At 45.7% G+C, this 21,006-nt stretch carries 18 protein-coding genes; 15 read left to right on the top strand and 3 right to left on the bottom strand.

What is annotated here, in order from left to right; genetic code table 11:
- Positions 1-41 precede the first annotated feature (41 nt).
- From ruvC to yajC, 7 genes are all read left to right on the top strand, one after another.
- Positions 42-545 carry a crossover junction endodeoxyribonuclease RuvC gene (ruvC, locus tag MHI38_RS09810; RefSeq protein WP_090915614.1) on the top strand — a complete coding sequence of 168 codons (504 nt, stop codon included), beginning with the start codon at positions 42-44 and terminating at the stop codon, positions 543-545.
- The gene (ruvA, locus tag MHI38_RS09805) at positions 542-1,156 is read left to right on the top strand and encodes a Holliday junction branch migration protein RuvA (RefSeq protein ID WP_154887473.1); all 615 of its coding nucleotides are present in this window, start codon (positions 542-544) and stop codon (positions 1,154-1,156) included. Before ruvC ends, ruvA begins: the two co-directional genes overlap by 4 nt.
- Positions 1,157-1,217: 61 nt before the next feature.
- Positions 1,218-2,228, top strand: coding sequence for a Holliday junction branch migration DNA helicase RuvB (ruvB, locus tag MHI38_RS09800; RefSeq protein ID WP_123066274.1), 1,011 nt, complete (start codon positions 1,218-1,220; stop codon positions 2,226-2,228).
- Between the two features lie 180 nt (positions 2,229-2,408).
- Complete coding sequence (locus MHI38_RS09795) at positions 2,409-4,493, top strand: SpoIID/LytB domain-containing protein (protein ID WP_341181222.1); 2,085 nt, start codon at positions 2,409-2,411, stop codon at positions 4,491-4,493.
- 57 nt (positions 4,494-4,550) lie between these two features.
- The gene (gene queA, locus MHI38_RS09790; protein ID WP_341181221.1) at positions 4,551-5,579 is read left to right on the top strand and encodes a tRNA preQ1(34) S-adenosylmethionine ribosyltransferase-isomerase QueA; all 1,029 of its coding nucleotides are present in this window, start codon (positions 4,551-4,553) and stop codon (positions 5,577-5,579) included.
- A 36-nt stretch (positions 5,580-5,615) separates the two neighbouring features.
- Positions 5,616-6,752 carry a tRNA guanosine(34) transglycosylase Tgt gene (tgt, locus tag MHI38_RS09785; protein WP_090915605.1) on the top strand — a complete coding sequence of 379 codons (1,137 nt, stop codon included), beginning with the start codon at positions 5,616-5,618 and terminating at the stop codon, positions 6,750-6,752.
- 67 nt (positions 6,753-6,819) lie between these two features.
- Complete coding sequence (gene yajC, locus MHI38_RS09780; protein WP_154888523.1) at positions 6,820-7,131, top strand: preprotein translocase subunit YajC; 312 nt, start codon at positions 6,820-6,822, stop codon at positions 7,129-7,131.
- A 90-nt stretch (positions 7,132-7,221) separates the two neighbouring features.
- Here yajC and MHI38_RS09775 read toward each other — a convergent pair whose 3' ends face one another.
- Complete coding sequence (locus MHI38_RS09775; RefSeq protein WP_154887481.1) at positions 7,222-7,614, bottom strand: TIGR04086 family membrane protein; 393 nt, start codon at positions 7,612-7,614, stop codon at positions 7,222-7,224.
- Between the two features lie 180 nt (positions 7,615-7,794).
- Between MHI38_RS09775 and MHI38_RS09770 the strand changes: the two genes are divergently transcribed.
- Positions 7,795-8,547 (top strand): YetF domain-containing protein, encoded by a 753-nt coding sequence (locus MHI38_RS09770; protein ID WP_154958008.1) that lies wholly within the window; start codon positions 7,795-7,797, stop codon positions 8,545-8,547.
- A 2-nt stretch (positions 8,548-8,549) separates the two neighbouring features.
- On the opposite strand, the gene MHI38_RS09765 is transcribed toward MHI38_RS09770, so the two are convergent.
- The gene (locus MHI38_RS09765; protein WP_154958007.1) at positions 8,550-10,205 is read right to left on the bottom strand and encodes an oligosaccharide flippase family protein; all 1,656 of its coding nucleotides are present in this window, start codon (positions 10,203-10,205) and stop codon (positions 8,550-8,552) included.
- A 248-nt stretch (positions 10,206-10,453) separates the two neighbouring features.
- Here MHI38_RS09765 and MHI38_RS09760 point away from each other — a divergent pair, with 248 nt between their 5' ends.
- The 6 genes from MHI38_RS09760 to MHI38_RS09735 all read left to right on the top strand — a co-directional run bounded on the left by MHI38_RS09760 (position 10,454) and on the right by MHI38_RS09735 (position 16,968).
- Positions 10,454-10,693 carry a post-transcriptional regulator gene (locus tag MHI38_RS09760; RefSeq protein WP_090915725.1) on the top strand — a complete coding sequence of 80 codons (240 nt, stop codon included), beginning with the start codon at positions 10,454-10,456 and terminating at the stop codon, positions 10,691-10,693.
- Between the two features lie 91 nt (positions 10,694-10,784).
- A complete protein-coding gene (gene secD, locus MHI38_RS09755) occupies positions 10,785-12,035 on the top strand; it encodes a protein translocase subunit SecD (protein ID WP_154887487.1) in 1,251 nt (416 codons plus the stop codon).
- Complete coding sequence (gene secF / locus MHI38_RS09750; protein WP_154887489.1) at positions 12,025-12,933, top strand: protein translocase subunit SecF; 909 nt, start codon at positions 12,025-12,027, stop codon at positions 12,931-12,933. Before secD ends, secF begins: the two co-directional genes overlap by 11 nt.
- A gap of 73 nt (positions 12,934-13,006) precedes the next feature.
- A complete protein-coding gene (locus MHI38_RS09745) occupies positions 13,007-13,966 on the top strand; it encodes a cation diffusion facilitator family transporter (protein ID WP_154887491.1) in 960 nt (319 codons plus the stop codon).
- 40 nt (positions 13,967-14,006) lie between these two features.
- Positions 14,007-16,415, top strand: coding sequence for a single-stranded-DNA-specific exonuclease RecJ (recJ, locus tag MHI38_RS09740; protein ID WP_341181220.1), 2,409 nt, complete (start codon positions 14,007-14,009; stop codon positions 16,413-16,415).
- Positions 16,416-16,452: 37 nt separating this feature from the next.
- Positions 16,453-16,968, top strand: coding sequence for an adenine phosphoribosyltransferase (locus MHI38_RS09735; RefSeq protein WP_090915586.1), 516 nt, complete (start codon positions 16,453-16,455; stop codon positions 16,966-16,968).
- Positions 16,969-17,186: 218 nt separating this feature from the next.
- On the opposite strand, the gene uraA is transcribed toward MHI38_RS09735, so the two are convergent.
- Positions 17,187-18,503, bottom strand: coding sequence for a uracil permease (gene uraA, locus MHI38_RS09730; protein WP_154983397.1), 1,317 nt, complete (start codon positions 18,501-18,503; stop codon positions 17,187-17,189).
- Between the two features lie 314 nt (positions 18,504-18,817).
- Here uraA and MHI38_RS09725 point away from each other — a divergent pair, with 314 nt between their 5' ends.
- Positions 18,818-20,995: a RelA/SpoT family protein gene (locus MHI38_RS09725; protein WP_090915582.1), complete on the top strand. Its 2,178-nt coding sequence runs from the start codon at positions 18,818-18,820 to the stop codon at positions 20,993-20,995.
- The last annotated feature ends 11 nt before the right edge of the window (positions 20,996-21,006 follow it).

Below are 21,006 nucleotides of genomic sequence, written 5' to 3'. Positions count from 1 at the left end.
TGAACGATACATATGTTCGCTTTTGTAAGGGAGAGATGGTTTTGCGTTTTTTGGGAATTGACCCGGGTATTGCGATTGTGGGGTTTGGTTTTGTAGATAAAATCGGGAACAAGGTTGTGCCCGTACAATATGGATGTATTCAGACGGAGGCACATACACCAGATGAGGATCGGCTTCTTCACGTATATGAAGGCATGGTGCAACTGATTGATAAGTATAAGCCAGATGCGGTCGCACTGGAGAAACTCTTTTTTAACCGTAACGTAACAACAGCGATGTCTGTCAGCCAGGCCCGAGGGGTCATGATTCTTGCTGCTGCTCAAAAAGGTCTGCCTATTGCGGAATATACCCCGATGCAGATCAAACAGGCGATTGTAGGCTATGGCAAGGCGGAGAAGAAACAAGTGCAGGAGATGGTCAAAATGTTCCTTCGTCTGCAGGTTGTGCCTAAACCCGATGACGTTGCAGATGCGCTGGCTGTTGCTGTTTGTCATGCACATTCTTATACATTAAATTCCAAGTTGAATGAGGTATTGCGAAAATGATTGATTTTCTAAGAGGACAGTTCATACATGTCGAGAGTGATTATATTGTTTTAGATGTGCATGGGGTGGGTTATCGTGTGTTCTGTCCGAACCCCTATGCGTTTGCCAAGCAGGAAGGCGAGATCATCGTGTACACCCATCATCATGTGCGTGAAGATGCGATGCTGTTATTTGGATTTGTGACGAGAGAGGAACAGCGTTTGTTCCGTAAATTGATTGAAGTATCTGGAATTGGGCCAAAAGTGGCGTTAGGTATTCTTGCCGGTGGCACACCTGATCATGTGGTTACAGCCATTTATCAGGAGAATCTGACATTCTTGACGAAACTACCAGGTATCGGAAAAAAAACAGCGCAACGTATGATTCTGGACCTGAAGGACAAATTGGACGGCTTCGGTACAGCAGCCTATGAAACGGGTCTCTTTGCACCACCATCCGAGGAGGTTGGAAGTGGGTCCTCATGGGATGAGGCGCGTGAAGGTCTGAAGGCGCTTGGATATACGGATAGTGAACTGGACAAAGTATGGCTCAAGCTGAAAAAAGATGTGACGACCGCAGATTCTGTAGATGTGTTGATGAAACGGGCACTGCAAATGTTATTTACGGGTTAATTTATATTCATTTGTATCGTCGTACTAGAGTTGTAACCTGCAAGAAAAGGGTGGGAAGAACATGGATGAACGGATTATATCCGCTAACCTGATGATGGAAGATCAGAACGTCGAATTAAGCCTTCGTCCCCGATATCTAAATGAATACATCGGGCAGAATCAGGTGAAGGAAAATCTTAAAATATATATTGAAGCCGCTAAATTGCGGAATGAAGCATTGGATCATGTGCTGTTATACGGACCTCCGGGTCTAGGTAAAACAACACTCGCTAATATTATTGCAAATGAACTTGGCGTAAACTTGAGAACCACTTCAGGCCCTGCAATTGAACGTCCAGGTGATCTGGCAGCGCTGCTGACGAATTTGCAAGAGGGAGACGTGTTATTCATTGACGAGATCCATCGACTTCATCGTACCGTTGAAGAGGTGATGTATCCGGCGATGGAGGATTCTGCGCTGGATATTATGATCGGCAAAGGGCCAAGTGCACGTTCTGTTCGCTTGGACTTGCCTCCATTTACGTTAATAGGAGCTACGACACGCGCAGGACTTTTGTCAGCTCCGCTTCGGGACCGTTTTGGTGTGATTAGTCGTCTGGAGTTCTATACGGTTGATGAACTTGCCTACATCGTTTCACGATCCACTGATATTCTGGGTGTAGAGATTGTTGGGGACGCTGCGGAAGAGATTGCTTTGCGTTCACGAGGGACACCACGAATTGCAAACCGTTTGTTGAAAAGAGTACGTGATTTTGCACAAGTACGCGGTGATGGCATCATTACACAAGCACTGGCAGAAGAGGCGTTGCAACGCCTGCAGATTGATCCGCGTGGGTTAGACGATATTGATCACAAGATGCTCAAGTCTATGATTAACAGCTTCCGTGGAGGTCCTGTTGGACTGGATACGATAGCCGCTACAATTGGGGAAGAATCTCAGACGATTGAGGATGTGTATGAACCTTATCTGCTACAGATCGGTATGATTCAGCGTACGCCAAGAGGACGTGTAGTTACTGATCTGGCCTACCATCACCTTGGTTTGCCTGTTCCACCAAGAGACAGCAAGTAAAAGTTAGCTCTTACTTCTTACACATCGTCTACGCTGAACCGTTGAGAATATAGTTAGATAAGAATGCATTATATGGATGAAAACAACGAACGGCATTCCTGGAAATTGAACAGGAAGTTGAAATCCCTGTGAAAACTGACCGATATAAAGTGAAGAACCTGTATGGAGAGGAGCCTGATTGTGGGAAAAGCAATACGCACGAAGAAGTGGAGTCGTCGATTGAAGGTGCTGGCGGCTGCTCTGTTGACAGTAGGGTGCTTGCATGTGCCAGCTTATGCGGCTGGTGATAATGAGCAATTGATTCGAGTAGCTATGTTTGCGAATTTAGGGAGCACATATAAATCAACAACACCTCTAATTACACTTGAATCAGCAGGTTCATGGAGTATTCAGTCTGGTGGTGGTACCAATGTGACTCTTCCATCGGGGCAAACCCGTTTTAGTGCGGATGGATTCCGCGTAAAAGTATTGGAGACTACTGATTTCACAACAGCCGCAGCGGCAGCAAAATTGCTTCAGGCTACAGCTGATAAACCTTTGCTGTATACGGTGACGTTTAATGGAAAAACACTGTATCAGCTATACACCGGCAATTACGGTACAGCAGCACTTGCAGGACAAGCCGTTGCTCGGGTTCAAAAGACAGCTGCGACTCAATTAGCGGGACAGAAACCGGTTGTAACCGGAAGCGAACGTCTGTCTTCGGGGAACTACACTTCTCTTCAGGAAGCAGAAGCAGCACAGTCAAGTTTGCTTGCAGCGGGATTTACAGCTTATCCTGTATTGCAACTAGATGGAAGCAATCAAACCTATACCGTATGGGTCGGTGAAGCGATATCTGCGACGGAGTTATCTACGTTGAAGCAACGTGTGGAATCCAGTGTATCTGGCATTAGCCTCTCTCCTGTAGGTAACAGTCCAGGTTTGATTATTCGTCAGGACGCAGGATTGAGTATGGATGCCTTTAAAACGGCTCCACATTACACGATTGCAGGCAATGACTCCAAGGTAATGATACAAGGAAGTGGCAACGGTATAAAAGTTGTAGAGCGCTCCCAGCGTACATATCGCGGAGATATGGAGATCAGCATCGTTAATGGGGATCTAGCTTTAGTTAACGTCGTGCCACTGGAACAGTACTTGTACTCGGTTGTTGGCGCAGAAGTGTATTCTTCTTGGCCAACGGAAGCACTTAAAGTGCAGGCGGTGGCTGCCCGTTCCTATGCGCTCCAGCAGGGCGAGCGTTTCAAGATCGCCAATGTTGTGGATACCACACTGAGTCAGGCATACAATGGAATGAACTCTGAGAACGACAAAGTAACGAGTGCGGTGGATGCAACGGCTGGAGAAGTGCTCAAAAGCGAAGGCAAAATTGTAGAAGCTGTATTTTCATCTAATGCTGGAGGGCAAACGGCTCATCCTTCTGAAGTGTGGAACGGTGGGGCAGGCGTATTTACAAATGTGGACAGTCGTGGCGATCTGTCTGCGCAGGCTGGACTGCATACATGGTATCATGTGCTGATGAGTTCAGGTGCGAGCGGATATATTCGTGAGGACAATGTAAAAGAATTAACAACAAAGACGGATGCTGGACTCTCCAAAGCAACCGTAACGGCTCAAAATACAAATCTTAGACCGATCCCGCTCATTCAATCCAATGTTGAGCCAGTTGCCAAAATCAATCCTGGAACGGAAGTTGTTGTATTGGCAAAAGTGGCTCAATCCAATGATTATGCATGGGTGAGAGGGCCGTTTACTTCGGCACAACTGGTCAAGACATTGCAAGGTAAGACAACTGTAGCCGCTCCAGCTTCCATATCAACGTTGGAAGTAACCAAGCGAGGGCCTTCCGGACGAGCACTGGAAGTTACGGCCAACGGGCAACCGTTGACTGTTAAATATGCGGATACGTATCGCTCTGCACTCGGCGGATTACCAAGCACTTTATTTGATATTGCAGGGACCGGAAGTTATACTGTATTAGGCGCTGACGGTCAAAAAGTCAGCAAAACCGGATCACAGGGCGCTTCAATATTGTCTGCCTCAGGCACAGGCACCTCATCCAGCAACGCACTTGTTGTGATGAGTGCAGATGGTCAAGCGAGAGCCGTGACACAAGGCCAGACCTTTATGTTTATTGGTCAAGGGAATGGACATGGACTTGGCTTATCTCAATGGGGCGCCAAGGGTATGGCTGACGAAGGGTATGATTACCAGACGATATTGAAACACTATTATCAAAACGCAACTATTGTTAAGGAATAAAAGACAATGATGGTAAGGAATAAGAAGAATATCAAAGCCTTAAGGAATGAATAGAACATGAATGTGAACTTATATGATTTTGAGTTACCAGAGGAATTAATCGCACAGACACCGTTGCTGGATCGTACCGCTTCTCGTTTGCTTACGTTGAACAAAGAGACAGGGGAGCTTGCCCATCACCATTTCCCTCATATTATCGATGTACTGCAGCCTGGAGATACACTGATTCTGAATGATACACGTGTATTGCCTGCCCGCCTGTTTGGTACTAAAGCGGACACGGGGGCAAAAGCCGAGGTGCTTTTGCTTAAAAACGTCGAAGGTGATAAGTGGGAGGCACTCGTCAAGCCGGGCAAAAAGCTGAGAGCTGGCTCTGTCATTGTGTTTAGTGATGAATTAAAGGCTGTCATTAATGAAGTAGGCGAGATGGGTGCACGTACGTTAACGTTTGAGTACAATGGTATTTTCCAAGAGATTTTGGATCGCCTTGGTGAAATGCCACTACCACCCTATATCAAGGAAACGCTGGACGATCGAGAGCGTTACCAGACGGTATATGCCAAACATGAGGGCTCTGCAGCTGCACCGACAGCAGGTTTACACTTTACGGATGAGTTGCTGGATCGGATTCGCGCTAAAGGTGTGAACATTGGATTTATAACCCTGCATGTTGGGCTGGGTACGTTTAGACCGATGTCTGTTGACATGGTTGAGGATCACGTTATGCATGAGGAGTATTATTCTTTATCACAGGAAACGGCTGAACTGATTAATCAGACGAAAGAGCGTGGTAATAAGGTTTTTGCAGTGGGCACCACCAGTTGCAGAACGCTGGAGACGGTAGGAAGTAAATTTGAAGATGGTGTATTGCAGGAAAGTAGCGGCTGGACGAGCATTTTCATTTATCCTGGCTACTCCTTCAAGGTGATTGACGGAATGCTAACAAATTTTCATTTGCCCAAATCAACACTGGTGATGCTTGTTAGTGCTCTTGCAGGCCGAGAACACATTATGCATGCTTATGATGAAGCCATCAAGGAGAAATATCGTTTCTTTAGCTTTGGCGATGCAATGTTGATTTATTAATAAAACCGATTAACTTTTAGAGGATGATTATAACCAATGGCAGCAATTACGTACGAACATATCAAAACGTGTAAACAATCAGGTGCGCGTCTGGGACGTGTGCATACACCTCATGGTGTTATTGAGACTCCAACGTTCATGCCGGTCGGCACTCAAGCAACGGTAAAAACGATGAGTCCCGAAGAACTGAAGGAAATGGATGCTCAGATTATTCTGAGTAATACGTATCATTTGTTCCTGAGACCGGGTCATGAAATTATCCGTCAAGCTGGCGGTCTGCACAAGTTCATGAACTGGGATCGGCCTATTTTGACAGATAGCGGTGGTTTTCAGGTGTTCTCCCTTAGTGAGATGCGTAAAATTACCGAAGAGGGCGTACATTTCCGCTCCCATCTGAACGGTGACAAAAAGTTCCTTTCCCCGGAAGTGGCTATGGAAATCCAGAATGCTCTGGGATCAGATATTATGATGGCATTTGATGAATGTCCTCCATATCCAGCTGAATACGAATACGTTAAGAAATCACTCGAAAGAACAACTCGCTGGGCGGAGCGTTGTATTGAAAGTCATGCCCGTCCGCATGATCAAGGATTGTTTGCTATCGTACAGGGTGGCATGCACGAGGATCTCCGTCGTCAAAGCGCGGCTGATTTGACTTCCATGGATTTCCCGGGGTATGCTATTGGTGGACTGAGTGTTGGAGAACCGAAACATTTGATGTATGGCGTATTGGATTACACGGTGCCTTTGCTACCTTCCAATAAACCAAGGTATTTGATGGGGGTTGGTTCACCCGATGCATTGATTGAGGGATCAATTCGTGGAGTGGACATGTTTGACTGCGTGTTGCCAACCCGGATTGCCCGTAACGGAACAACGATGACAAGTCAGGGACGTCTGGTCGTTCGCAATGCCAAGTTTGCAACCGATTTTGGGCCGCTTGACCCGGAATGTGATTGCTACACTTGCCGCAACTATTCCAGAGCGTACTTGCGCCATCTGATCAAAGCAGATGAAACGTTTGGCTTGCGTCTCACAACGATCCATAATCTTCATTTCCTACAGAACTTGATGCGCAATGTGCGTAAAGCCATAATGGAAGATCGTTTGCTTGATTTCCGGGATGAATTTTTCGATCAATATGGTCTGCATGACAATGACAAAGGTTTCTAATTGAGGTTTTTGCGGAACCGATGCAACAAGCAATAACTGTACGTATAGTCGATAAGGGGGAGTTTTGATGTTTCAAGCAATGACTGCTCAAGCTGCAAATCCTGGTGGTGGAATTTTTTCGTTGATCGTACCTTTGGTATTGATGGTCGCGATTTTCTACTTCCTGATGATTCGCCCACAGAACAAAAAGCAAAAAGCACGTAATGCGATGTTGGGCCAGTTGAAAAAAGGCGATAAAATTGTAACGATCGGTGGTCTTCACGGTACGATTGCTGAAATTACAGACGACGTGGTGGTATTGCGTGTAAATGACGTTACCAAGCTTACGTTTGACCGTAATGCGATTAGCAGCGCTGTAAGTCGTGAAACGGCTGAATAATGGTATACATGATGAGAATATGCGCGGGCATATTCCCGAACAGAGAATCGGATCTGAAGTAGATCCGGTTCTCTTTTTTTTGTGAGTTGATTACGAGCGTTGTGTGTTGACTCCAAAGATGCCGCCAAGAGCCGATATAAAGAATGCGCTAAGGAGCTGCAAGCTGTCTTTCCAGTTAAATGAAGCGTCCAGTGCCAAGAATCCGATGAGCAACACGAGAAGCCCATAAACGATCCCTGTGAAGCCACCGTAATACCATCCTTTCTCACCCGAACGTTTCCCCGCAATGAAACCACCGATGAGCAATGACAAAACGTGAACAACGTAGGTATAGGTGGAAAGATCCTGTTCTCGCATGCCGCTCATCCACAGGAAGAAAGAAAGAATTAATGCTCCGATAAACATCCAGACAAAAGCGTGACAGAGGCCAGACAGAATTGGGTTGGACATCCGAAATGAGAACAAGCGGCGAATCAATTGCATAAAGCAACCCCCTTGTACAAGTTTGAAATTATTACAGTGTATGGTCAAGCCTTCTGACTTATGAACCGATTTCCATTAAATGAACGGATTATTTCTGCATGAGCATGTGAGGTTCAGGTCAAAATAGGGATTGCACTTCAGATCTCTGTACAATGCTGAAATTCGAAGGAGGTTCCTGTTATGAATTTCACTGATTTTGGCCCTCACATATATCGAACCATACTCATGTATTTTCTTGTGTATTGCGCTATTCGTGTGATGGGTAAACGTGAGATCGGCAAATTATCTATGTTTGATCTGGTCGTGTCCATCATGCTTGCCGAGATGGCTGCTTTTGTGATTGAGGATATCAAAAAACCGCTATCTCATGGTATTGCTCCGATGCTGACCGTCATTGTTATGCAAATCGGGATGGCTTATGTCGGGTTGAAAAGCCGCAAGCTTCGTCTGATGATCGATGGAAAACCTACGGTTCTAATCTCCAAAGGCAAGCTTCATCGTGATGAAATGCGCAAGCAACGTTACAATCTGGATGATCTGTTACTGCAGCTTCGGGAACAAAATATTGACAGCATCGGTGATGTAGATTTTGCGCTCCTTGAAACAACCGGGAAATTGACTGTATTTCCGAAAGATCAGAGCTCTGATGGCTCTACTTCCAGTTCCGGTCCCGGTTCTTCCAATTCATCTGCACGGCAAAAAGAAAATGTTAAGCTGAAAGGTTTCCCCAACATCAAATATGAGGGTTTACCCGTGCCCCTGATTATGGATGGGAAAGTACAGGATGAGAATTTGGAAATGATCGAGAAAACACGTTTCTGGTTAAAAAATCAAATTCAACAAAAAGGCATTAACGATTTTAAAGATGTGTTCATATGCTCAATTGATCACAATGGCAAGTTATATATAAGTGCTCGTGAAGACAAAAAATAAAACTATTTTTTTTCAGATCGACGTTTGAACCATGAGCCAATGAGGGGGGCACGTGATAGGTCATGAAAGTCGATCATTTTGGTTAAACCCATGACCATAAAGTAAACAAGCAGACCGGCAAAAGTTGCAAGGATCATTCGAAACCAGAACGGAAATAGCGCAGCTGTGTGTTCGTAGATAAACAAGGTTGCAGCACCCATGATGAACATGCCAGCTCCGGTTTTGACCCAATCCATCAGCTTGAAACGAAAATTTAATAACCGGCGCACACTGCCCGCGTGTAGCAAAGTTACAACCATCGAATTAATACAGATGGCAATAACGGCACCGAATATACCGTATTCGGGCTGCGAAGCCAGCATCAGAATTAATGAAATTTTGATGACAGCACCGATAAACGTGTTTAATAATGCTTTACCCGGACGGTCGAGCGCCTGCAGCGCAGCCTGTAGTGGAGCTTGAATATAGATAAACAAGGCAAAAGGAGCCATCAGCTTTAGCATGCTTCCAATCGATGCATCATCATAGAGCAGCAGACACATCGGTTCGGCAAGCACATACATAAAAACAGAAAAGGGTGCACCAGTGACTAGAGCTAGCCGCAGAGCCTGGTGCATTCTTTTATGAATGAGCGCACGGTCACCATTGGCTGAAGCTTCTGACAGAGAGGGCACGAGTGATGTTGCGAGAGAAGAAGTCAGTGCTCCCGGAAGTAGCAACAGTGGGATTACCATTCCTTGTAATGCACCATATTGAGCTGTAGCTAGCCCTTTAGCAATACCGGCAATGGCGAGACTCTGGGCTGTCACGATCGTTTCAGCGAGATAGGATAAAGAACCGACAAGACGACCTGCTGTAACAGGGACAGATATAGCCAGCAAACGGCGGATCAATCCTCTCTGGGAAGGGGCAGACGCTGTAGAGGACTCATCTTTCTCTTGCACGTTGGAATGGTCATCTTGTAAAGACTCTGATGAAGGAGAAGGAACCTGCTTTATACGACTACGACGAGAAAGGGGCAATTCTTTTTTAAACTTTGCATAATTCCACAGCAGAACCAGCATACCGGCGAGTTCCCCAACCATAGCACCGAGCATTGCCCCAGCGGCTGCATGTTCAATCCCTTTAGGTAACAAAAGCCATGCAAACCAGATCACAAAAATGATACGGATGATGGTTTCAGTAATGGATGAAATCGCTGTAGGCATCATATTTTGCTTACCTTGGAAATACCCCCTGTACACCGCTGAAACTGCGATTATAGCAATCATGGGGCTCATACTGACAAACGTATGATATACGCGCTCATCCGTGAGGACATATTGGGTGATCCAAGGGGCAAACAGGATGCATAAAAACATAAAAACGACACCGAGAGTAAGCGTGAAGCTAAGGCTGATCTGCAAAATACGTTGTGGCGAATAACGGTTAGCACCCGTCTCGGCTTCGGCGACAAGCTTGGCCACAGCTAAAGGAATACCTCCGGTAATCAGTGTCACCAGCACGATGAAAAAGGGATAGCTCAGTTGATAGATACCTACACCCTCTGCACCGATTACTCGTGGCAGTGCGATTCGTGGAATGAAGCCGAGAATCCGGTTGATAATGCCTGCCGCGAGCAGGATCATGGCCCCCTGAATAAATGTCTGTTTCTTCAAAACTACCCCTCTTTCCCGGTTGAAGGTACAGGTTATCCTCATTGAAGGTACTGGTTATCTCATTAATGGGACAAAGCCGTTGTACTTCATCCTATGCCGGTCTTTCATCATCTCATGACAACTTGGACACGATTAACAAAAAGAACCATAAACGAGAAGAAGGAATATGAAAGGGTGAGGTCGAATGATGTAGTATTGGTGCCGCATAAAGGCTCGGATGTAAGAAGGGAGGCTCCCCGTTGGAAGAAATGAATGATGTGGAGTTGGAACAGTCAATAGAGATACTCTGCCGAAGTAAGGCGGAGGAATTAAGGCTTGTCGGTTACGAATATGTCACCAGCCAAGATGTCTGGAATTGTGTCAGTCATAAATACGAAAAACAGGGTATTCCACCGCTTCACCAACTGGTGAACGACATATTGTCACTGAAAGCAACAAGCTTTATGAACTTTATGACGGTGTCTGCATACCGGGGGTCCACTTTCTAATCGAAAGGGATCTTTTTTGTTGAAAATTGACTGCTTTTTACGGCATCGCTATAATAGGAATATTGAGAACGAAAGGGGATCTAGGAACGGCATGAAAAGAATTATCAGTTTCATTCTGGTCGTGCTTGTCACCACAGGGGTTATGGTGGGTACAAGCCCGGAGCTGCTCAAAAATATACGCTTGGGCCTTGATTTAAAGGGAGGCTACGAGATCTTATATGAAGCAGAGCCGCTCGAAGCAGGGCAGCAAGTTAGCAAAGCCTCTTTGGTGCAAACAGCCAAAAGCCTCGAAAGCCGTGCCAATGCGCTCGGAACAAGTGAGCCGGAAGTAACTACAGAAGGAACCAACCGGATTCGGTTGAAACTGGCAGGGGTTACAGATGAGGCTGAGGTTAGAGCCAAAATGAAAGAACCCGCTGTTCTGACATTCCGAAGTAAAGCACCGGATGACAAAGAAGGCGAGTACTCCAAAATTGAGCTTCGCGGTAATGAGTTTGTCGAAAATGCGGCCAAAGTTGTCTTCACTCAATTAAATGAGCCGATGATCGACATTAAAGTAAAAGACAAAGCCAAGTTTTCTGAAATCACAAAACGTCTGATCAATAAACCTCTTGCGATCTATTTGGATGATCAATTGCTTTCGGCACCAGAAGTTAGACAGCAATTGACTGACGGATCTGCTCAAATCTCAGGTTCCTATACACGTGAAGAAGCGAATCAGCTTCGTGATACTATTAACCTGGGTGCACTGCCACTGAAACTTACGGAGAAATACTCCCAAAGCGTAGGCGCAACTCTTGGTAAATTGTCTTTGGATCAGACGATCAAAGCCGGTTTTATTGGCTCAATCATCATTCTGATCTTCATGATTGGATTGTATCGCGTACCAGGTATCATCGCGAGTTTTGCACTAATCACCCATACTTGGCTAGTCCTTGCGATTTTCTATCTTGGAGAGTTTGTACTGACCCTCCCAGGGATCGCGGCCTTCATTCTGGGTATAGGTATGGCGGTTGATGCAAACATCATTACGTACGAACGGATTAAGGAAGAGATGCGCAGCGGCAAGTCTATCTTGTCATCCGTTAAAGCTGGCGGTAAACACTCCTTCCGTACGATTATTGACTCCAATATCACAACCATTATCGCAGCAGCTGTAATGTTCTTCTTGGGTACTGGTGCAGTTAAAGGTTTTGCACTCGTACTGATTTTCGATATTGTGACGAGTATCATCACGAATATTTTCTTCTCTCGCTTCCTGTTAACCCTGCTTGTACGGGGTAACGTGATCAAGAAGCCTAAGTATTTCGGAGTGAAGGAGAGTGAAATTCGTGCGCTTTAATTGGAACTATGATTATATAAAAGGTAGTAAACTTGCCTATATCTTTTCGATTATTCTAACCGTGGCGGGGATAGTCAGTGTGCTCTGGTTAGGACTGAACTATGCGGTTGACTTCAAATCAGGCTCCAATGTGGATATCACAGTATCCAAAGCAATCACAACGGAGCAGATTAATCCGATCATCAAGGACATGGGTGTCAAGGAGGGTGATGTGCACATCACGCCGGGCGCAGATCGGGTAAATGTTCGTTTCTCCAATGTTCTGGTTGAAGATCAGGAAAGTAAGTTCAAGCAGGAATTTAGTAAACTTGATCCAAAAGCATCTTATGAGGTCAATACAGTTGATCCTGAGATGGCGAAGGAACTGGAACGCAACGCAATCTACGCAGTGCTTATAGCAAGTATTGGGATTATGATCTATGTTGCGATTCGTTTTGAATGGAGATTTGCAGTTGCTGCTGTCATTTCCATTTTCCATGATGCTTTTGTCGTTATCAGTGTATTTTCCATCTTCAGACTTGAAGTTAATCTGACATTTATTACGGCGGTTCTGACAATTGTCGGCTTCTCGATCAACGATACCATCGTTATCTTTGACCGGATTCGTGAGAATCTTCGTTTTGCTAAAAAATCAACGAAAGCTGATCTTCGTGAAGTAGTGAATCATAGTTTGGCTCAAACGATGACTCGTTCCCTAAACACAACGTTTACTGTGTTTATCGCTTCACTCTGTTTGTTTATCTTTGGTGGTGAGTCCATTCGCATGTTCTCTCTTGCGATGGTGATCGGAACATTTTTTGGAGCGTATTCTTCCATCTTCATCGCGGCTCCGCTATGGTTCACACTTAAAAGTAAACAGGTCAACAAGCCAAAAACAGCGGCTAAAGCTTCTAACTAAACATCGGAATGTAAAGCCGCGTCTGCCAGGCGCGGTTTTGCAACGTTAAGTACAGAATTAAGGGGGAATCAACATGACAAGAGAAGCTGGTCGGTCCGCACAAGCGGCAACATGGAGCGGGATCGTCGGAAACTTGGCACTTGCAGTCATCAAAACAGGAGTAGGGTACATGGCGAATAGCAAATCTTTATTGGCCGATGGTTTGTATTCTGCTTCTGAAGCTGCCTCTTCTCTGGTTGCTCTTTTTCCCTCACGATCTGTACAACCCAAAGGCAAGATACAAAAGGAGCGGCTAAGAGAACATGCAAGGGCTGCGAAACCGGGCATGACGGTTCTGCTAGCGGTGCTTATTTTGATGGGAGGCCTACAGCTGGCTATCTCCGCATTAAGCAGTCTATCGAGTGGTGAACTCGAAGCACCTGGAAAGTCTGTTCTTTTGGTAGCTGTTGCTGCGTTAGCTGTGAAAGAAGCTATATTTCAATTTCAGTACCGATATTTCCGTAAACGAAATCAGTCCCAAGCTATGTCGTATGCCTTGCAACACCGACGTGCATTATATTGTTCACTAGCGGTTTTAATAGGTATTATCGGCGCGATGGCAGGGGAAGAAACCGGTTTGAGTCTGCTGTTGTATCTTGATCCAACCGCTGCTCTTATTGCTTCCGGTTTCATTTTGTATAAAGGGTATCGAATGATTGTAGACACGGTCTACGGTTCACTTGTTCAAGAACTTGAGCAGGAGGATGCTACGGACTACAAAGAAACAGTACAACGGGTATACGGTATTATCACAATTGAACATTTGGTTGCACGGGAGCAGGAACATGATGTTACCATTGAGTTAGTTATTAGTGTGAATCCCAGAATCTCCATATTGGAGGCGCAAGAAATTGCAAACCGAGCCAAGACATTGCTGTTAACACGTTTTAGTCATGTAAAAGAAGTTCAGATCCAGGCTATACCCTATGACCCTGGATATCCTTATAAATCCAATCATGAACTGCCTGATCATGAAGCGACATTAATTCAGTGATGGCGCTGGGATCTCGTAGATCAGGAAAGGAGCGTTAGCGTTGCTATATTCGCAATATCGGTGGAATACACCACATATCAATCTGGAGGCGGCTGCGGCACTATCGCAGGCGCTTTCCGTTTCCCCTCTAGTAGGACGTTTGCTTGTAAGCCGAGGTGTGCACAATGAAGAGGGGGCAGAACGTTTTTTACATCCTGATTTGAATCAGATGCACGATCCTTATCTGCTACTAGGCATGAGTGAGGCCATTCCTCGAATCAAGCTGGCATTGGAGCGAGAAGAACATATTTTAATTTATGGAGATTATGATGCCGATGGAGTATCCAGTACATCGCTCATGATCCATCTGATGCGTCATTTGGGGGCCTCATACGATATCTATATTCCTCATCGCTCGAATGAAGGTTACGGTCTTCATAATCATGCTTTGGACTGGGCTCAACAGCAAGGGGTTACATTAATTATTACTGTCGATACGGGAATCAGTGCTGTAGAACAGATTGCTTATGCTGCGACACTGGGGATCGAAGTGATTGTCACGGATCATCACGAACCCCCTGAGATTTTGCCAGAGGCGTACGCACTGATAAATCCGAAACTACCGGGGTGTCCGTATCCGTTCAAGGGCCTGGCTGGGGCTGGTGTAGCGTTGAAGGTTGCTCAGGCATTGATCGGTGAGGTGCCAGGTGAATGGATGGAGATTGCGGCGATTGGAACGGTAGCTGATTTGATGCCGCTTGAGGGCGAGAATCGGGTGATCGTCAGTTACGGGATTGAATCTATGAGAGGTTCCAAACTTCCTGGAGTTAGTGCCTTACTTGAGATTAGTGGTGTGGATCAAAGCCAGGTGACATCCATTAACATTGCTTTTGCCATGGCTCCACGTATTAATGCTAGCGGCCGATTAGATCATGCGGGAAGAGCGGTATCGCTGCTCACGACGGAAGATTTGGATGAAGCTCATACCCTTGCGGGACAGCTGGATCTACTCAATCGAGAGCGGCAACAAGTCGTGGAGGGTATTCTACAGGAAGCGACAGCACAACTGGAGCAGAAAATTGAGCAACGTTCCGGAGCTGTGCCGGATGTTATCGTACTGGCGGGTGAAGGGTGGAATGTCGGTGTAGTCGGCATTGTGGCTTCCAAGTTGCTGGAGCGATACTATCGTCCAACACTAATTCTGGGAATTGATCCCGAGAGTGGCATCTGCAAAGGATCCGCGCGTTCCATTGAGGGTCTGGATATTTATGAGGCACTTACCGTGAACAAAAATAGTATGGATCATTATGGTGGACATCCTGCGGCTGCAGGAATGACGTTGCATCGTGATCAATTGGAAGAGCTTGAGGCGGGTTTAAATGAATATGCCGCGACGGTACTAACAGAAGAAGACTTTGTACCTCAGCGCTTGGCTGATGATGAATGCAGAATTAGTGATGTGCCCCTCAAGGTGATTCAGGAGATTGACCGATTACAGCCGTTTGGTATGAGTAATCCATCGCCACGTTTTGTATTGAGAAAGGTGACTGTCAAGGAAACCAGAACCATGGGGCGGGAAAAGCGCCATTTGAAGCTGGTTCTTGAACAAGACGGTCAGCAGTTGGAAACTGTTGCTTTTGGTAAGGGAGCACTGGCTGAATTTCTCTCCCCCGGTTCTGTCATCGATGTGATGGGGGAACTGTCGATCAATGAATGGAATGGCATTAGAAAGCCACAGATGATGCTTCAGGACATCCACGTTCCTGGGTCACAAGTGTTTGATATGCGTGGACATGCTGAGCCGCAGATCGCAATGAAGCACTTCCTGAGTGCGCTTGATGTACATCTGCGATATAAAGCGGGGTCGATTGGGGCCATTGTTCGAAAAGAAACCAATGTTTCTGAGGGAAATTCATTGTATGAACCGTGCCTTTGGGTATATGATAGAAAGGTCGGGTTATTTCCGTGTAATGCTGCCGCAGAGCAGTATGGGCAGGAAGAAGTCCGGACGTTATTTGTGTTTGATACGCCGGAAACTCCGGAACAACTTGATGCAATGCTGGCTTTGTTCAGCGGAGCCGAGAATATCATCCTTCTGCATGGATCAGGCAACCGTCGAGACCGACTTCAGATGCCTTCCAGAGAACTGTTTAAGCGATTTTATATGCTGGTGTTCAAATGGAAAGCGGAACCTGTGGAGGAACAAGAGATAACTCCTGTGCTCAGTCGTCAGTGTGGTTGTTCTACGCGTATGATCACGATGATGCTTGATGTTTTTGAAGAGCTGGCCTTCATTACTCGGAAGGACGGCAAAATCGTGGTTGCGGAAAGCCCGCCAAAACGTGATTTAACTTCAGCACGTCATTATCAGGCGCTGGAAAACATGGCCGAGACAGAACAGGTGATGCTAGATGCAGCTACACCTCAACTGACACAATGGATGGTATCCCGGATGAAGGGCGTATCTTAGATGGAAGTTTGTGTATTTATTTTAGGAGGAGATTATTTTGGATTTTAAAGAGTATATTCGTGTCATTCCTGACTTTCCACAACCGGGAATCAGCTTCAAGGACATTACAACATTGTTGAAAGATGGAGAAATGTACCGCAATGCGATCAATGAACTGAAACAGATGGTATCTGAACTGAAAATTGATGTCATTGCTGGACCTGAAGCACGCGGTTTCGTTGTGGGCGCCCCACTGGCATACGCTCTTGGCGTTGGTTTTGCTCCAATTCGCAAAAGTGGAAAATTGCCTGGAGCGACAATCGAAGCAGGGTATGATCTCGAATATGGCAAGGATACACTTGCAATGCATACAGATGCAATCGAGAAAGGGCAAAATGTCCTGATCGCAGATGATCTGCTCGCAACGGGTGGAACCATTGCAACTTCCATTAATCTGATTGAACAATTGGGCGGTAATGTGGTAGGTGCTGCATTCCTGATTGAATTGACAGATCTGAATGGCCGCGGCAAATTGCCTGAGAATATGAGTGTATTTACGTTGATGAACTACTAAACGTAAATCAAAACTTATGAGTTGCTGTGAGTTATGAAAGTTGACTTCCCAAGTTTCCCGGGAAATAATATACAGCATTAATGATTAGCAAAAAGCCCGCTTCTCCAACGTCTTAAGTTGGGGAGGCAGGCTTTTTGAATTTACTTTTTTTGAAGAAGAAATACGTTCTCTATATTGAGATAAAGCAAACGCGAACTTGCATTCTTTTCATGTGATGCTTAGTCAGGTGTTTTTTCGATAATTGGTTGTTTCTTACTGTCTTCGTTCAATAAACCAAGTACCTCAAACAATTTGAACAACAGACTGAGAAGCATTCCGGCAATCGTAGCCAGCGCCATGCCTTTCAGATGCACACCATAGAAGGAAACTTCCGTACCGCTAAGTCCGATAACTAATACGAGTGTAGTCAGAAGCAGATTTGTTGGTTTGGCGAAATCCACTTTTTGTTCAACCAAGATGCGTAGACCGGAAGCCGCAATGACTCCGAACAGAAGCAGGGAGACACCACCCATAACCGGTACTGGAATGTTCGCAATAAGTGCTGAGAACGTGCCGGAGAAAGAGAGTAGGATGGCAATGACCGCTGCACCACCGATAACATAAATGGAGTAGACACGAGTCAGAGCCATAACACCGATGTTTTCGCCATATGTTGTATTCGGTGTGGACCCCACGAAACCGGATAGAATTGTAGACACACCATTACCAAGCAAGGAACGATGCAGTCCAGGGTCTTTGGACAAATCTTTGCCCACAATGCTACTGGTGACAAGTAGATGCCCGATATGTTCGACGATAACGACGAGTGCTACCGGTAAAATCGTGAAGATGACGGACCAATCAAATGTAGGTGTAGTTATGGTTGGCAGAGAGAGGAAATCTGCGTTAGCAATTTTATCTGTGTTCACTTCTTTTAAAAAGTACCCGAGGGCATAACCGGATACAATACCGATCAGGATATGAATAATTTTAGGAAAGCCGCGGAAGGTTACAGCACCGATGACGGTAATTCCTAACGTGACCATGGATAAAATAATAGGTTTGGCTTGAGGAACCCAACCGGGGTTGTTCACAGGGTCAGAATTAATGAGACCCGCCATTCCGGCGGCGACAGGTACAAGCTCCAGACCAATCAAGGCAACGATCGCGCCCATTACTGCTGGAGGAAATACAACATTAATCCAGCTTGTGCCGGCATATTTAATGATGAGTGCTACGAGGCAGAACACAACACCTGTTACGATAAAAGCTGCGAGAGCCATGGAGTAACCATTCTCTGGATGGCCTTTCAAAACAGCCATAACCGGTGCAATAAAAGCAAAGCTTGATCCGAGATAGGCGGGGATTTTTCCTTTACACATCAGAATGTACAGTAGCGTACCAATTCCGTTCATCAACAGAATCATGCTAGGGTCCACTCCGAACAAGTTAGGTACAAGTACTGTACTGCCAAACATAGCGAACAAATGTTGCAAACTCAATAATGCACCTGGGCCAAAAGGCATCTTCTGATTAACTTGAATTTCGCGTTGCAACGAATCTCATCTCCTTTTCCGATACACAAACTTTCAATAGATTACAGAGTTTCTTTCAAATTAGCAATAACAATTTTCAGGATTGGACTGTAAATCACTTATTTTCTCAAATTTCCCTTCTATTTCAGCAAATATCGGCAATAATGGATAACAACTGAGACTTTTAAAAAATTGGATAAATGCTCTTATTCGTCAGCAGTTGACGGGAAACGGGCAAGGCGTCATAATTATAGGAAATTACTTTTACGGGGAACCTGTGTTGATGTATTGTCACGGGTTCCATTTTGTATAGAAAGGACACGGAACAGATCAGAATGGGCATAGAGCAATTACTCGAGAAGGCCGGGGCGTATATCAAAGAACCCGATCTGGTGCGCATACGAGAAGCTTACGAATTTGCTGATCAGGCTCACCACGGACAGACGCGAAAATCGGGAGAACCGTATATTCTGCATCCGCTTGCGGTTGCCGACATTGTTGTGAATATGCAGATGGACACCATCTCCATTATTGCAGCACTTCTTCATGATGTAGTAGAGGACACTACGGTGTCGCTTGAAGAGATCCGCACTCATTTCGGCAATACGTGTGCCATGCTTGTTGACGGCTTGACGAAGCTGGAACGCATCCAGTTTCGCTCCAAGGAAGAACAGCAGAACGAGAACTACCGCAAAATGTTCATCGCCATGGCGCAGGACATCCGTGTCATCGTGATTAAATTGGCTGACCGTTTGCATAATATGCGGACCCTCAAATTTCAGTCGGAAGAAAGCCAGCGCCGGATCTCGTATGAGACACTGGAGATTTTCTGTCCGATTGCAAACCGTTTGGGGATCTCTGCGATCAAATGGGAAATGGAGGACATCGCCCTCCGTTATTTGAATCCGCAACAATACTACCGTATTGCAAATCTGATGCACAAGAAACGTGCAGAACGTGAGCAGTACATCGACACGGTAATGGACGGCATTACAAGTAAGCTCGAAGAGATGGGCATTCAAGCAGACTTGTCTGGCCGCCCGAAACATATCTATAGTGTGTTCAAAAAAATGACGACCAAGAACAAGCAGTTTAACGAGATTTATGACCTGCTTGCGATTCGTATTATTGTGGATAATATCAAGGATTGTTATGCTACGCTCGGCATTATCCACACACTATGGAAGCCGATGCCTGGACGATTCAAGGATTATATTGCCATGCCAAAAGCCAATATGTATCAGTCCTTGCACACAACCGTGGTGGGGCCTAACGGGGAGCCAACCGAAGTACAGATTCGTACCTGGGATATGCACCGTACAGCTGAGTTTGGTATCGCGGCACACTGGGCTTATAAAGAAGGAACTGCGGCAGGGCCTCAGTTTGAAGATAAAATCACCTTTTTCCGGGAAATTCTTGAACTTCAAAATGAAGCGCAGGATGCTTCCGAATTTGTCGAATCGCTCAAAATGGATTTCTTCTCCGATCTGGTGTTTGTATTTACGCCAAAAGGGGAAGTCATTGAATTGCCAAGTGGCTCCGTACCGCTAGATTTTGCCTACCGCATTCATACCGAGGTGGGAAATCGAACCATTGGTGCCAAAGTAAACGGCCGAATTGTTCCACTCGACTATCATCTCAAAACGGGCGATATTATCGAAATTTTAACTTCCAAGCATTCTTATGGTCCAAGTCAGGACTGGTTGAAAATTGCGAAATCTTCCCATGCACGGGCGAAGATCAAACAATGGTTCAAGAAGGAACGTCGTGAAGAGAACGTAGAAAAAGGCCGGGAGAGCTGCGAGCGAGAGCTGAAACGTATGGGACTTGATCCTTCTGCGTGGATGACTGATGACAAGCTAATGGAAGCGGCCAAGAAATTTGCGTTTAATGATATCGATGATATGTTAGCGGCGGTTGGTTTTGGCGGGATTACAGCCGCTCAGATCGTCACAAAAGCAACGGAGAAGCTCCGTAAAGAGCAGGAAGAATCCAATCTGCTGGAACTGAATTCCGAGATGCGTGAACTGAAGCCGGCTCCTGAACGCAGAAACAGACCAACCAACGGTATTCGTGTCAAAGGCATTGATAACCTGCTGGTTCGCTTTGCGAGGTGCTGCAACCCTGTGCCTGGAGATGACATTATCGGTTATGTTACACGCGGCCGCGGCGTTTCTGTGCACCGCAGTGACTGTCCAAATATCCCTACAAGTGCGGATGGAGAAGAGGCAGCACGGGTAATTGAAGTCGAGTGGGAAGAGAATATCGAATCGAGTTACAGTGTTGATATTGAGATTACAGGTCATGATCGCAATGGACTGCTCAACGAGGTGCTTCAGGCTGTTTCCGAAAGTAAAACAAATATATCTGCTGTCACCGGACGGACGGATAAAAATAAATTAGCATTGGTGCACGTCACCATTCTGATTCGTAATACAGATCATTTGCATGCCGTTGTGGAACGAATCAAACGGGTGAAGGATGTTTATTCTGTACACCGAATTATGCAGTAAGGAGTCCGTAA

It is taken from the genome of Paenibacillus sp. FSL K6-1558 (assembly GCF_038002565.1).
Taxonomy (GTDB): domain Bacteria; phylum Bacillota; class Bacilli; order Paenibacillales; family Paenibacillaceae; genus Paenibacillus; species Paenibacillus polysaccharolyticus.
This window is presented reverse-complemented; position numbering and strand designations above follow the sequence as displayed.

Bases quoted from the DNA above. Each gene is read 5' to 3' on its own strand.
- ruvA (WP_154887473.1), top strand. From the start codon at position 542: ATGATTGATTTTCTAAGAGGACAGTTCATACATGTCGAGAGTGATTAT.
- ruvB (WP_123066274.1), top strand. From the start codon at position 1,218: ATGGATGAACGGATTATATCCGCTAACCTGATGATGGAAGATCAGAAC.
- queA (WP_341181221.1), top strand. From the start codon at position 4,551: ATGAATGTGAACTTATATGATTTTGAGTTACCAGAGGAATTAATCGCA.
- tgt (WP_090915605.1), top strand. From the start codon at position 5,616: ATGGCAGCAATTACGTACGAACATATCAAAACGTGTAAACAATCAGGT.
- yajC (WP_154888523.1), top strand. From the start codon at position 6,820: ATGTTTCAAGCAATGACTGCTCAAGCTGCAAATCCTGGTGGTGGAATT.
- MHI38_RS09775 (WP_154887481.1), bottom strand. From the start codon at position 7,614: ATGCAATTGATTCGCCGCTTGTTCTCATTTCGGATGTCCAACCCAATT.
- MHI38_RS09770 (WP_154958008.1), top strand. From the start codon at position 7,795: ATGAATTTCACTGATTTTGGCCCTCACATATATCGAACCATACTCATG.
- MHI38_RS09760 (WP_090915725.1), top strand. From the start codon at position 10,454: ATGAATGATGTGGAGTTGGAACAGTCAATAGAGATACTCTGCCGAAGT.
- secD (WP_154887487.1), top strand. From the start codon at position 10,785: ATGAAAAGAATTATCAGTTTCATTCTGGTCGTGCTTGTCACCACAGGG.
- MHI38_RS09745 (WP_154887491.1), top strand. From the start codon at position 13,007: ATGACAAGAGAAGCTGGTCGGTCCGCACAAGCGGCAACATGGAGCGGG.
- MHI38_RS09725 (WP_090915582.1), top strand. From the start codon at position 18,818: ATGGGCATAGAGCAATTACTCGAGAAGGCCGGGGCGTATATCAAAGAA.